Below are 13,691 nucleotides of genomic sequence, written 5' to 3' on the forward strand. Positions count from 1 at the left end.
AATACAGATCGTCTGATGTGGTGTTCTCTTATGCCGCAAGCCCGGTACGCACATCCGATGGCCTTGTGTCTATCCGCCCAAGGGCGTTGGCAACCAGCGCGGGTACGTCCAGAATAAGGGAGACGCTGCCATCCCCCAGAATGGTGGCGGCGGACACGCCGGACATCTGCCGGTAGTTTTTCTCAATACTTTTGATGACCACCTGCGCCTGATCGCGGATGTCTTCTACAATCAGGGCCGCGCGGGCACCTGATTCGTTCTCCACAACCAGAATCACGTCCTCTTCGGACAGGCCGCCAGAGCCGTAGCCGCCAAGCCCAAGCTCGGATGCCAGCGGAATAAGCGGCATACACGCCCCACGGATGGACACCACATTGGCGCCATCGGGCAGCATGTAAATGTCCTTGTGGTTGACCATCATGGTTTCCACCACGGAGGAGACCGGAACCACCATGGTGGAACCAGCAGCCACAATCAGCATGCCATCGAGCACGGCCAGCGTCAGCGGCAGGGAGAGGCAGAAGGTTGTGCCCTGCCCTTCCACACTGCTGATGGTCACGCGCCCGCCAAGGCCCAGAATGGCCTGCTTGACCACGTCCATACCCACCCCACGGCCCGAAAGATCGGACACGGTGGCGGCGGTGGAAAAGCCGGGAGCAAAGATCAGGTTATTGATCTCATCATCCGTCAGCACCGCATCGGGGGCGATAATGCCGCGCTTGATGGCCGTTGCCAGCACGCGCTCACGGTTGATCCCGCCCCCATCATCCTTGATGGTGATAAGGATACGCCCCGAGCGGTGGCCAGCGGACAGCAGAATCTGCCCGGTGGGGGACTTGCCAGCCGCAATCCGGGCCTCTGCACTTTCTATCCCGTGGTCCACGGCGTTACGCAGCATGTGGGTCAGCGGGTCGGACAGTTTTTCCACCAGCGTGCGGTCCACTTCCGTGTCCTCGCCCTCAAGCGTGAGCACCACGTCCTTGCTGGTCATGGAGCACGCCTCGCGCACAACGCGCTGCATACGCTGGAACACACTGCGCACGGGCTGGGCGCGCACGGCCATGACGGCGTCCTGAATGTCGCGCGTCAGGGTTTTCATGCTGGCAATGCGCTTGATCATTTCCTGCTGGCCGCCGTCTTCACGCTGGCCAATGGATTCAAGGGCTGCCTGTGCAATCACCAGTTCGCCCACAAGGTCCATCAGGTCATCCACACGGTGCAGGTCCACGCGAATGGTGGCCTGCTCCACGGGGCGGCGGGCAGTGGTATTGCCTGCGGCAATTGGGGCTGTGGCCGCAGGTGTGGGGGCGGGCGGGAGTTCCGCCATGATCTTGTCCGCAATGCTGGGCGGGGCGGCAGGCTTTTGCGGCTCGGGGCTGGCCGCAACCGGTGTGGCCTCCAGCGGGGCGGCCACAGGGGCGGATGGCTCGGGCACAGGAGGTTCGGGTGTTGCGGGGGCGGCCGCAGCCTCGGGCGCGCTTTCCCCCCCACTGGGGCCGGAGCCACCATCACGCGTGATGGTCACGTCACACACATCGCTCACCCAGTCAAAGACCGCGTGCACGCTCTCCTCCGGCACGGCGGCGGGCAGCACCACACGCCATGAGAGGTAGGATTTTTCGGTTTCCATGGCCGCCAGTGCGGGCAGGGCTGCGGTCTCGCACGTGACCGTGCTGGTCCCGCCGTGGGCCACGGCCACATCGGCCAGACCGATCAGCAGGTTGCGCGCATCATCCCCGCGGTCATACATGGCGGTGTGGGGGCTGAACGTCACCACAAGGGAGGCCGCAGCCGGGGCTTCCTCCTCATCAAACCCGAAATCGCCGAAGTCAAAATCGGCCATGACCGGCTCAAAATCAACGGGCACGGGCGTAAAGTCGGCCGGGACCGTATCGTCCTGCTGTGGCTGTGCGCCACCGCTGCCTTCGCCGATAATGGCCTGAAGTTCGGCCCGGCTTTCCTCTATACGACCGGTATCAACCGTGGCGCCACCCTGAGCCTCGGCCACCAGATCGCTCAGAACATCCATGGCCTTGAGAAAGGTTTTGACGATCTCTGGCGTTGGGGCGACACGGCCGGAGCGCAGACCGTCCAGCGAGCTTTCGAACACATGCGCAAAGCGGACAAGGTTTTCCAGACCGAACGAGGCGGCCCCACCCTTGACCGAATGCACGGCCCGAAAAACGGCGTTGATTGTCTCCTTCCCGGATTCCCCATCCGAGAGGGCGGACAGGCCGCGCTCGAGTTCCTGTAGCTGCTCTTCACACTCCTGGAAAAAAACCAGAAGGATATCGTCCATGTCACCACTCATTCCGGTTCTCTTTCCTTCAGGCAGTTACCCGGCGGATCGCCGCCACAAGGCTATCGGTGCTGAACGGCTTGACAATCCACCCCGTAGCCCCGACCGCGCGGGCGCGGGCTTTTTTCTCGGGGTCGCTTTCGGTTGTCAGAACGATCATGGGCAGATGTTTGTACTGCTCCAGTGCCCGGACCGCCTCGATAAACTCGAAACCATCCATGCGCGGCATGTTAATATCCGTGATAATTGCATTGGGCACGGGGTCCGCGGCCTGAAGCACTTCCAGCCCTTCCACCCCGTCTCCACCCTGAATCACGTCATACCCGGCCCCTTCCAGAGCCTTGCGCAGCATACCCTGCATGGTGCGGGAGTCATCAACCGTCAGCACGCGTATGCCCACTTTTTCCACCATAGTCCTTATTACTCCTTGATTGGCGCCAGCGGCTCGGTCAGACACGCGCTCACGCCAAACAGGGCGTAAGCCTCCACGACTGGCTCCGATGGCGCCGCAAGGGGGCATCTGCTGGCAAGGAGAACCTGCAAGCACAGTCCTCCAAGGTACGTCACACCGGAGGCGTCCAGAACGACCTGCTCCCCTCCGGCACTGTTAACTGCCTGTTCTATTGCGCTCTTCAGGGCAAACGCCGCAGAAGTGTCCAGACGTTCTGGTAAAGTCACACTCGCCACAATCCGCTCCCCTGATCAGCCGTGCAGACAGGGAGCCTGCGCCCCCTGCCATGCTGGAATAAAAGCCATTAAAATTCTTCCCATCCGGCATCGGAGGATGTGGTGGGCATGGACAGCGCGGGCGCTGCGGGCGCCTGCGGCGCGGGGGCAGCAACACGGGCCGGGCTGGACGGGCGGGACCGGGGGGCAGCACGCGGGGCCGCCAGTGCGGGACGTGCTGCACGGCTGCTGCGCACACCCGAGTTATCCATTTTAAAGCGGCTCAGGGTTGCGGCAAGGGTCCGTGTTTCGGCGGTCAGGTTGTGGCTGGCAGCTGTGGTTTCTTCCACCATGGCGGCGTTCTGCTGCGTGACCTGATCCATGCCACCAATAGAGGCCGTGACCTCGGACAGGCGCTGGGCCTGATCCTGCGTGGAGGAGGAAATTTCTTCCACACGGGTCGCAATATTCTGGGTGCTGCCTGCAAAATCGCTCAGGTAGCGGCCCGTCTGCTGCACCAGGTCCACGCCCTTGGTCACCTGCTCGGCGGCAACGGAAATCAGGCGTTTGATCTCGCTGGCCGAAGTTGCAGACTGCTCGGCAAGCGAGCGCACTTCCTGCGCGACCACGGCAAACCCACGCCCGGCCTCGCCCGCACGGGCGGCTTCCACCCCTGCGTTCAGGGCCAGCACATTGGTCTGGAAGGCAATGCCGTCGATGACCGAAATAATTTCGCCAATCGCATCGGAGGAGGTTTTGATCCCGTCCATGGCCTTGGTGGTTTCGGTCATGACGGAGGTTGCCGCCTTCACCTTTTCCAGCGCCTGCTGGCTTTCCGCGTTGGCATCGGCGCAGGCTTTGGCGTTGCTTTGCACACCTTCGGTAATGGTCCGCACGGAGGAGGCAGCCTGCCCAAGGTTTGCGGCCTGCTTTTCTGTCCGCTTGGCCAGATCGTCCGATGCGGTGGAAATTTCGGCAGCACCGGTGGAGATCAGGTCCGAGTTGGAGGCAACAGCACTCAGCGCCTCGTTCAGGCGGGAGGCGGAGTGGTTGAACGCATCACGCAGGGGGGCAAACTCGCCATCAAAAATCGGGTCTTCAATGCGCGCGCGCAGGTCGCCTTGCGCCATGTCGGCCAGAGCCTGCCCCAGACGCTCGATAACCAGATGGGTGTGCTTGTCGCGTTCCTGGCTGCCCGTCAGTGCGTCCTGAATTTCGGACGCCATGTTTTCCTGCCGCTGGCGCGCGGTTGCCTGCTCTTCCACCATGCGTGAGAAGCGCGCCATAATCCGGGCCAGACGGCCAACGCAGTCTTTGTTTTTAAGGAAGGGAATGTTGCTGTGGCTGACACCGTTGCCCAGTTCCTCGCCCATGGTGGCGAGTTTTTCCACCGGCTCGGTAATCAGGCTTGTAAACCATCTCCATATCTGAAGAACAACAAGCTGGCCGAACACCAGAGCCGCCATGTTGATGATATACGTGTAATGGGCTGGCGCATGCCAGAAAAAGCCAACCGTCTCCACAATAATCTGTAAGACAAAATATGCTTCCAGACAGAGCATCACAACCCGGATTTTATCACGGAACGGAGCGTCTTTGTTCAGCCATTGCAGCATATCCGTGCAACTTCCTTCATATTGTCGGGGCGCCTTGCGTGGCAACTACTGGCCGCTCCGCTGTCGCGCGGAACAGACACCAGCCAGTCATGTGGCCTAATGGGCCCCCTTGCACATTACAAAAAGCAGGAAACGCCAGACGACGCCCCTTGAGATAAAAAGCAGATAATCTGTTCTCATCCAGACACAGGGACCAGACAAGCTAGGCCTTCATACCGCGTTCGTGACTGGATGTCTTTACAGAAGATTGTCTGGACCATTGACGGTCTGCTTTTTCTCCCAATAATAAAATTGCGTTAAAACAATACAGTAAAACCCAAAACGTACCCACCAGCCCGCCCGGCGGGTCCGGCTGGGTGGTCGCCTTGGTGCAAATGATAGCTTTTTTGTAGCAATGGGCAAGACTGCCCCCCTGCTGCTTTTTCTAAAAACCTTGCAATATATAACAGAGCAGACGCACTACTGGCGGATATTTATTGCCATTTTGCAATCAATGCGCCCAACGCCATCACAGTGCCGGCAAGCAAACGCGCCTAACCACCAAAGCTGCGGACAAGCCCACCCGCCACCATCTGCCACCCATCTACCAGCACAAAGAAAATCAGCTTGAACGGCAAGGAGATGGTCGCGGGTGGCAACATCATCATCCCAAGGCTCATCAGCACGCTGGATGTGACAATATCAATTACCAGAAACGGCAGGTAGAGCAGGAACCCCATCTCAAACCCACGGCTGAGTTCGCCCACCATAAAAGCGGGCATGAGCACGCGCCACGGTGTTTCGGCCGGGGTGGCGGCTGCGGGCACATTGGCCAGACGCTCAAACGTTGCCAGATCAGCCGAGCGCACATGCGAGAGCATGAACGTGCGAAAAGGCTCGGCTGCGGCCTTGAGCCCCTCCATTTCCTCCACCTGCCCTTCAATCATGGGGGAAATGCCCTGATCCCACGACTGCTGGAAGGTGGGCTGCATGACAAAAAAGGTCAGGAACAGGCCAAGCCCGATCAGCACCGTATTGGGCGGTGTGCCCTGCGCGCCAATAGCCCCACGCAGGAGCGAGAGCACAACAATAATCCGCGTAAACGCCGTCACCATAACCAGCAGGCTGGGCGCGAGGGACAGGATGGTGATCAGCGCCGTAAGCTGGATAAGGCGGCTTGTGGTGCCTGCATCGCCCCCCTTGCCCAGATCAAGGGCAATGGACTGGGCATGCGCCACAACCGGCAGGCCCGCCAGCACGCCAACCGCCAGAGCGCACAGCCCCAGACTTGCAAACCACAGGCCACGTCTTGTCACGGCAGGCACTCTCATGGCTGGGGACTCCGCTTTGGCAGGTCGGGCAAGGGCGGGGCCTGCGGGTCCGTCTGTGGGGTATCGGGGCGGGGGGGCGTTGGCCCCTCGTCCACCCAGCCCATGAACACATCATTGCCGCCGCCGGTCAGGATCAGCCCTTTTTTCTGCCCGTAACGAATCACACTGACCCGCCTGCGCTGGTCCACGGCCACACTCTCCATCACCGCCAGATCACGGGCCTGCCGTCCTTTGAGCAGATACGGCTCAACAAACTTCAGCCCATAACGGGACAGAAAAATAAGCCCGATCACCACCGCAAACGCGACAATGCAGGTTATGACCGGCGCAACAAACGACCCCGCCCCAAGGCCCGTGGCTACGGGTGGGGTGGCCACAACAGCGGCTGCTCCGGCCAAGGCCCTTAACCGTTGTTTGTTGCGGAGGAGGACAGGATTTCCGTCATGGTCACGCCAATATGGTTGTCATCGACCACCACCACTTCGCCACGGGCGATCAGGCGGTTGTTGGCGTAAATATCCACGGCTTCGCCCAGCTTGCGGTCCAGCTCGACCACGGCCCCGCGCCCAAGGCGCAGCAACTGGTTAACCGGCATGGTGGCCGTGCCGATAACCGCCGTAATTTTAACCGGAATGTCATAGACCGCCTCTTTCTGGGCGTCATCCACATCCTTGCCATCGGGGGCCGTGCCGGGGGCTGGTGTTGCGGAGGCATCCGGCGCCGGCACACTGGTGGCGAAATCCTCAAGCCCGATGTCGGTGTTCTCTGTTGTCATGGTCGTCTCCGCCTGCTTATGCCTGCTCAGTATTCTGCTGCATGCGCTGGCGCGCAAGGGCTGTTACACTGGCAACTATTTTCTCAGCCATGCTTTTGCGCCACTGCACTGGGTCAATGACAATAGTGTTGGCTGCTGTGGAAATCCGTATAATGCCCTGCTCCATATCCGACACGGGCATGACCTGCACGCCGCCGTTATTTTGCAAGGCCGCCTGAAGACGCGGCAGGTCCGTGGGGCTGCACTGTACTGTCACATCCCCCTCGCACTCACGCGCAAAGCTTGCGGCATCGGCCAGCAGGTCGCGCTGCATGCCCTGCAACACCGCACCGTCAAGGGCGGTCAGGCTGCGCACAATCTCAACCACCGTCCCCACAAACACCTGCGCGGCACGGGCCACTTCCTGGTCACGCCGTGCGTTTTCGGCTGCAAATGCTGCGGTCAGTTCGGCTATGCACCCGGTATAGAACGTCTGTAGCTCCGCATCCTTCTGCGCGGCACCTTGGGCCTGCCCGTCCCTGTGCGCCTGCTCCTGCAGGGCGGCCAGCTCGTCCCGCGTGATGCTGAGCAGGTTGGGGTCGGGGGGAGGAGGCTCTGGCGGGTGCTCTTCCTCCTCCTTGGAGTCCTCATCGGCAACTGGTTCGGGGGGGGCGCCAAAGTCCTCCAGATCGATCATGCGCGGATAGGCGCGCGCAGGCGCATCCGCCGCAGAGGACGCACCATCCGCAGCAAAAACGCAAACACCGGAGCTAAAGGACCCCTTTGGCAGCATTATGGAATGATCTCGTCGTTGCCGCCGTTTTCGGTCAGGTCAATCTCACCCGCATTGGCCATATTTTTGATAATGGTCACGATATCGACCTGTGCGGCGTCTGCGTCCTTCACGCGCACAGGGCCAAGGGCGGAAATTTCCTCGAGCAGAATACTGCCCGCACGCTTGGACATGCACTGCAAGAACATCTTGCGCACCGTCTCGGACGCGCCTTTGAGCGCGAGGGGCAGCTTTTCGCGGTCCACCTGCGCCACAATGCGCATAAGGGCCTCGTGCGGCAGACGTTTGATATCTTCGAAGGTGAACATAAGCGCTTTCACCTTTTCCATATCGTCGTGGTTGCGCTTGTCCATGGACGCCATAAGGCGCGTTTCTGTCTTGCGGTCGAAGTTGTTGAACACTTCGGCCAGCAGTTCGTAACTGTCGCGCTTGGCCGAACGACCAAGGGAGGAAATGAATTCCGAGCGCAAGGTGGCCTCCACGCTGTCGAGCACTTCGCGCTGCACCGTTTCCATGTGCAGCACGCGCATCATCACCTCGGTTGCGTAATCCTCTGGCAGCAGGGTCAGCACCCGTGCGGCATGGGCAGGCTGGAGACGGCTGAGAATAACGGCAGCAGTCTGCGGGTATTCGTTGCGCAGGTAGTTGGCCAGCACCAGCTCCTGCACATTGCCCAGCTTGTCCCACATGGTGCGCCCGGCCGGACCACGGATTTCTTCCATGATCTTGTCGACCTGCTCGCCCGACAGGGCCTTGCGCAGCAGTTCCTCGGTGGTTTCGTACGTACCCACAAGCCCTTCGGACGATTCGAAGTTCTTGGTGAACTGCGCACACACCTCCTCCACCACGGACGCGCTGATAAGCCCCAGCCCCGCCATGGCCACGGACACGTCGCGGACCTCGTCCTCCTGCAACTGCTTGAGCACCTTGACCGCGCGCTCACGCCCGGCGGCAAGGAGCAGAATGGCAACACGCTGTTTGCCGCTCAGGTGCCGGGTTTCATCATGCACAACCGAAGGTGGCGCTTCCTGCCGTGCTTCGGGGGGGGCGGCGGCCGCTGCTGCTGTCTCGGACATGGCCTAGGCCCCCTTCTTCGGTTCCGGGGCGTTCAGCCAGCTCCGGATAATCAGCACGGTTTCATCAAGGTTGTTTTCAAAGCGATCGGCAACCCTATCCAGCGCTTCCTGCCGCAGCTTGCCCTGCACACCATCCAGATCCACGCCACTGCCTCCATCGGCCGCGCCGGAATGGAGCATCTGCCCATTGGCACCCATGGCCAGCGTGCCGCCTTCGGCCCCGGCGAGCAGCGCTTCCTGCCCGTGCCGTTCCTTGGACACAAGGGTAACCAGACCGGTGCGGCGCAGCATGGGACGCAGGCCAATAAACAGAGCGCCCAGAACCAGCAGGATGGGAATAACCCATTCCGCCACGTAAATAAGCATTTCGCGGCTGAAGTAGTCGGTGCGTGAACCTGCAAAGTCAAACCCGCCATCGGGCATGAACCGCATGGAAACAACGCGCACCTCATCCCCACGGACCTTGTCAAACCCTACGGCAGTCTGTGCCAGCGTGGTAATGCGCTCCAGCTCGGAATCATCCAGCGGGGTCCAGACTTCCTTGCCGTTTTTGTCCTTGCTCATGGTGCCATCGACCAGCACCGCCATGCTTACGCGGGCAATGCGCGGGCGCGACTGGTTTACAACCCGGACACGCTTGCCAATTTCGTAATTATTGGTCTCTTCTTCCCGGTCGTTGGTCGAGCCGGTCTTGTTGTCCTGATTGGCATTGGCGTTGGGCAGGTTGTTGCCCACCGTTGTGCTCGGACTGGATTCGGTGTTGACGCTCTTGTCCGAGCTTGTCTGCTGCGAGCGCAGGACCTGCTGGTTGGGATCGTAGCTTTCGTCCGTTTCGTGCACTTCCTCGGTGGCCATGGTCACTGCGGCACGGGCGCGTACATGCCCCGCCCCCAATGTGGGGATGAGCATGTCCTCCACCGCCTGTGCAAGGCGCTGTTCTTCCGCATGACGGATTTTTTCCATCTGCGTTTCCTGCCCGGCCAGGCTGTCCGGGTCACCGGGTTTGACCAGCACATCGCCGCGCGTATCCACGATGGAAATATTCTGCGGGCGCAGGCCCGGCACGGCGGCGGCCACAAGGTTCTGGATCGCCTGAATGCCATCGGGCGCCATACGGCCAGCACGGCCAATATCCAGCACCACACTGGCCTGCGAGGGATTGGTCTCGGTCGAGAACAGGTCACGGTGTGGCAGCACCAGATGCACGCGTACGTTGCGCACCCCGTTGAGCAGGCGGATGGAACGCTCAAGTTCCCCCTCCATGGCCCGGGTCTCGTTAATTGACTGTTCAAACTGTGTGCTGGTCAGGGTGCCGCTCTTGTCAAACAGCTCGTAGCCAACGGCGCCACCGCTTGGCAGGCCGTTTTTGGCCAGCAGAAGGCGCGCACTGGCAACCTTGTCCTTGGCCACAAAAATGCGGGTGCCATCGGAGCTGGTGGTAAAGGAGATGTGGGCCTTGGCCAGGTCATCGGCCATTTCGGCCGCCTCGGTCAGGTCCAGATCACCATAGAGCAGCGTGCTCGCACCCACCCCGGCATAAAAGGCAAAATAGGCCAGAGCACCCAGCAGGGCCGCTCCGGCAACGCCCAGCGCAATCTGCTGCGTGCGGCCAAGAGCCTTGAGACTTGTGAGAAAGTTTTTCATGCGGGAACGGCTACGCTGTCACGAAGGAAAAATGGGGAACCACACAACTCTCCAGACGTTTCAGCATCCAAACACTCCGCAGCGCCACCAGAGCATGGCCTTGCCATTGCCCTGTCCTGCCCGTCAAGCACAACAGCGCGCCTGTTGGCCATAAATACACGTTGCGCACCCTGTGCCACAGTAAAAGAACAGCCTTGCACCACCAGACCCACTCCAGCTTGTATTGTACCCCGGTCCGGTGCGCCAGACGCACCCCGATTTATGGATAATAGGCGTTTGTTGGTGGCGCCTTTTTGATCGACATATTCAACCGCTGCGCGTTCTGGTCCTGCGTCAGCCCTGTTGGGCCTTCCGCCACCTCGCGCGCCACGTTGGGCATCAGGTCAGGTCTGGCCCAGCAGTCCACACCATTCCAGCTCTGTGTGCAGTACGGCTGGGGCGCGGGCGGGCGCTCGGGGGGGGCACACCAGTCCTCCCCTTCCTGAATATAACCGGCATTGCACTCACGCCCGGTTATCTTGCTGGCAACCGTGTCGGCCGAACACCCCGCAACTGCCAGAAGCAGGCTTACCATCACTGCGCGCCTGATTATCATGCCTTGTTGTTCCCGTCCTTCAAGCCCACATGCACCCTGCGCCCGAACTGGCTATGACGTAGGTGCCAGATGCTGCCAAGCCCGCCAGAGGCGGCCATTTGTGCCAGATGACGTGTTATTTTAAGCCAGTTCCCATGTAAATGCGAGCCAAGAGCCCACCTTACCCAAAAAAAGCGTGCGCACCCGCACCGTAACCGCCAGCTACTGTGCAGACGACCCGGCACCGCGCACACCCGCTGCCGGGGCAACCGGGGTTGCAGGCTTGGCCCACCATGTGGCTGTGCCTACGTTCTGCGCGACCCGGTCCCCACCATCGGCCCCATCGCCCGTGGCATGGAAGCTGCGGACCCCCGCCATGAACTGGGAGATCAGGTTCACCCGCTCGGGCGACATGTTCCCCATAATGGCCGAGACCTTGCGGGTGTTCATTTTACTGGCAACGGCAATCAGCACATGAATGTCCATGATGTTAAAGACCGCCGCAGCCTCCTTGGGGGGCATGTCCTCATAAATCTTGACCAGCCGGTCAGTCTCGGCGTCCATGACCTCACGGTGGGCGGCCTGCTTCTGCTCCAGCGTGGCCATGGAGGCGTCAAGCGTATTCATTTTCTGGTCCAGCACGGCGCGTGCGGCATTGAGCACATGCTTTTGCTGGTCAAGCTGCTGCTGTTCGCCCTCAATGCTGGACTGGCGGGCCAGAATATCCTTGACCAGATCGGCCTCAGCCTTGCTGACCTCCGGGTCCGGGTCTGGCCCAAGGCCGGTCTTGACCTGCGCGCAGGAAATACCCTTGGAGCAGTCATCCGCCGCAACGCCGGTCTTCTTTTTGGCGCCGCCCGAGGAATCCCCCACATCGGGAGACATTTCCGCCGCCTCGTTGGCATCGAGCACGGACACCCAGCCCTCCAGCGCATCCTTGTCGCTTTTGGTCTTGCTGCTGGATTCATTCACGGCGGCAGGCGTGGTCTCGGCCGCGGCCGCACTGGCAACGGAGACAAGAGGCTGCGCAGCCGTGTCCGCACTATCGTCCTTCATGTGTCCGGCGATGGTGTGGATATTCATGGCCAGAAGAAGAGTCATCAGGCTTGATGAAATATGCACAAGTTTCCCGAACGACAAACGGGGTATCAGCATCACAACCTACGACATCTCTTCACAAAAACACTCTGACGGACGGGCATGGCGGCAACACTGCACACACCGGGGAGCGCGTCAGCCACACCCCCCAAAGCCATGCCACGACCAGACACAGACTTACGACTGCGTATCGGACGTTCCCACAAGGGAGGCATGACCATCTTCCGTCTCCGCCGAGGAACGGACAGCCTGATCAACACTCCCCCAGACCGAGCTGCCACCCGTAGCGGAGGACTTGCCTGCATCCGCCGTGGCGGACTTGGACGCACCGGAGGAGGATGAGGACGCCGTGGAGGAGGAGGACGCACCAGCCGCCGGAGTGGTCGGTGCGGGTTTGATCTCAACCTTGACCGGCTTGGCAGCAGAGGCGGGCGTAGCCGCTGCAAAAGCAGGTGTTGCAGCCGGTGCCACAGCAGCCACAGGAGCAGGTGCCGCAACAGAAGCAAAGGAGGACGTGCTGATCTTGAAGTCGCCCGTCAGTTCCGCACCGGGGTTGATGCTGCACCCGCTCATCCCTTCAAGGACAAGGGTGCAGTTCTGGATTTTGGCGGTGCTGGTGGCAAAAAAGCGCTTGGCGCGGACCGTCACGTTTTCGGCCGTGCCACGAATGACCACTTCTTCAGCAACCAGCTCGCCCGAGACCACACCACTTTCCAGCACATCCACAATCGGGGCCTGCAACTGCGCGCTGCGCACCGTGCCGCCGATGGCGATGGGGGCATCTGTTTCGCACTTCAGGCTGGCAACATTCAGCCCCTGTACAAGTATGGTCTGGTTAGGCTCGGCCAGGGTGCCGAATGCGTTGTCACCGTTCGTCATGCTTATCTCCCGTGGTGTTACCTGCCAATTGCGCCAGCATCGCCATGATCTGGGCGCCCGCGTAAGCGCCAGCCTGCTGACTACTCACCCCCGCACCGGCGCCAATGGCCATGCAACACACAGAAAACAGGCATTGCACAACTTGTTGAATGGGGGAAACTGAACCGTTATGTCAAGTTATGCGTTAGTGATGGCCCAACCTTTTTGGCCCCACCCCCAACACACAGCACAAACCCAGAGCCATACCGCCTAGAAGGGCAGAACACTGTCCATAATCTGCTGGCCGTAGCGCGGAGTCTGCTGCTTGGTCAGCTGGCCACGCCCACCGTAGGAAATGCGGGCTTCTGCAATACGGTCGTGGGTGACGGTGTTGTCTTCCAGAATATCCTGCGGCCTGACCACACCGCTGACCATAAGCTGGCGCAACTCCCCGTTAACCCGCACCTCCTGCCGTGCCACCACCACAAAGTTGCCGTTGGGCAGCACCTGCGTAATGGTTCCCGCAAGTGTAAGCGTGACCGCCTCCGTCCGCCGGATGGTCCCCGTACCTGCATTGGCACTCGCGCTGCTCGTGTTCAGCGCATCGGCCTTGGTCAGCGCGCCCGCCTTGAGACCAAACAGGCTGGGAATACCAAAATCCTCAGACCCGCTGGACGAGGCGGAGGTATTATCCACCACGTTCGCATTATCTGCGATCTCGACCTTAATCGTCAGCAGGTCCCCGACCTGAGAGGCACGCTGGTCCTTGAAGAAGGCCCGGCTCCCCGGCCGCCACAGGCTCCCCACCTCCGTTGGTGGCGCCTGAAGCGGGGGCATGGGCATGGTCACAGGCCGGTAATCCGGTGTCTGCGTCGGGTCAGACGTGCGGGTCATGCGCGGGGGGTGCCCCACCTCGCTGAGGTCCGCCAGCCCCGTGCAGGAGGCAAGGCCCAGCAATCCGACCAGAACGGCGCCAGACAGACGGTGTTGGGTCAATAAGTCT

General features: G+C 60.9%; 14 protein-coding genes. All 14 read right to left on the minus strand.

Annotated features, from left to right (window positions below):
- Positions 1-28: 28 nt before the first annotated feature.
- The 14 genes from HK26_RS08785 to flgH all read right to left on the minus strand — a co-directional run bounded on the left by HK26_RS08785 (position 29) and on the right by flgH (position 13,684).
- Positions 29-2,299, minus strand: a complete 2,271-nt coding sequence (locus tag HK26_RS08785; RefSeq protein ID WP_257640939.1) for a chemotaxis protein CheA — start codon at positions 2,297-2,299, stop codon at positions 29-31.
- 28 nt (positions 2,300-2,327) lie between these two features.
- Positions 2,328-2,711, minus strand: coding sequence for a response regulator (locus HK26_RS08790; protein WP_086639438.1), 384 nt, complete (start codon positions 2,709-2,711; stop codon positions 2,328-2,330).
- Between the two features lie 8 nt (positions 2,712-2,719).
- Complete coding sequence (locus HK26_RS08795; RefSeq protein ID WP_257640940.1) at positions 2,720-2,977, minus strand: STAS domain-containing protein; 258 nt, start codon at positions 2,975-2,977, stop codon at positions 2,720-2,722.
- Between the two features lie 77 nt (positions 2,978-3,054).
- Complete coding sequence (locus HK26_RS08800; protein ID WP_086639440.1) at positions 3,055-4,581, minus strand: methyl-accepting chemotaxis protein; 1,527 nt, start codon at positions 4,579-4,581, stop codon at positions 3,055-3,057.
- Between the two features lie 533 nt (positions 4,582-5,114).
- A complete protein-coding gene (gene fliP / locus HK26_RS08805) occupies positions 5,115-5,891 on the minus strand; it encodes a flagellar type III secretion system pore protein FliP (RefSeq protein ID WP_025828616.1) in 777 nt (258 codons plus the stop codon).
- Positions 5,888-6,289, minus strand: coding sequence for a flagellar biosynthetic protein FliO (locus tag HK26_RS08810; RefSeq protein ID WP_086639441.1), 402 nt, complete (start codon positions 6,287-6,289; stop codon positions 5,888-5,890). The genes fliP and HK26_RS08810 overlap by 4 nt, the downstream gene beginning before the upstream one ends.
- Positions 6,290-6,294: 5 nt before the next feature.
- Positions 6,295-6,666 (minus strand): flagellar motor switch protein FliN, encoded by a 372-nt coding sequence (fliN, locus tag HK26_RS08815; protein WP_086639442.1) that lies wholly within the window; start codon positions 6,664-6,666, stop codon positions 6,295-6,297.
- 16 nt (positions 6,667-6,682) lie between these two features.
- The gene (locus HK26_RS08820) at positions 6,683-7,438 is read right to left on the minus strand and encodes a FliH/SctL family protein (RefSeq protein WP_257640941.1); all 756 of its coding nucleotides are present in this window, start codon (positions 7,436-7,438) and stop codon (positions 6,683-6,685) included.
- On the minus strand, positions 7,438-8,514 hold the full coding sequence (fliG, locus tag HK26_RS08825) for a flagellar motor switch protein FliG (protein WP_086639443.1): 1,077 nt from the start codon (positions 8,512-8,514) through the stop codon (positions 7,438-7,440). Before fliG ends, HK26_RS08820 begins: the two co-directional genes overlap by 1 nt.
- A 3-nt stretch (positions 8,515-8,517) precedes the next feature.
- A complete protein-coding gene (gene fliF / locus HK26_RS08830) occupies positions 8,518-10,158 on the minus strand; it encodes a flagellar basal-body MS-ring/collar protein FliF (RefSeq protein ID WP_086639444.1) in 1,641 nt (546 codons plus the stop codon).
- A 259-nt stretch (positions 10,159-10,417) separates the two neighbouring features.
- A complete protein-coding gene (locus HK26_RS08835; protein ID WP_025828608.1) occupies positions 10,418-10,753 on the minus strand; it encodes a hypothetical protein in 336 nt (111 codons plus the stop codon).
- Between the two features lie 201 nt (positions 10,754-10,954).
- Complete coding sequence (locus tag HK26_RS08840) at positions 10,955-11,833, minus strand: MotE family protein (protein ID WP_086639445.1); 879 nt, start codon at positions 11,831-11,833, stop codon at positions 10,955-10,957.
- Between the two features lie 174 nt (positions 11,834-12,007).
- Complete coding sequence (locus HK26_RS08845; RefSeq protein ID WP_086639446.1) at positions 12,008-12,709, minus strand: hypothetical protein; 702 nt, start codon at positions 12,707-12,709, stop codon at positions 12,008-12,010.
- Positions 12,710-12,958: 249 nt separating this feature from the next.
- Positions 12,959-13,684 carry a flagellar basal body L-ring protein FlgH gene (gene flgH / locus HK26_RS08850; protein ID WP_257640942.1) on the minus strand — a complete coding sequence of 242 codons (726 nt, stop codon included), beginning with the start codon at positions 13,682-13,684 and terminating at the stop codon, positions 12,959-12,961.
- Between the last annotated feature and the right edge of the window lie 7 nt (positions 13,685-13,691).

The organism is Acetobacter okinawensis (assembly GCF_002153655.1).
Lineage (GTDB): Bacteria > Pseudomonadota > Alphaproteobacteria > Acetobacterales > Acetobacteraceae > Acetobacter > Acetobacter okinawensis_A.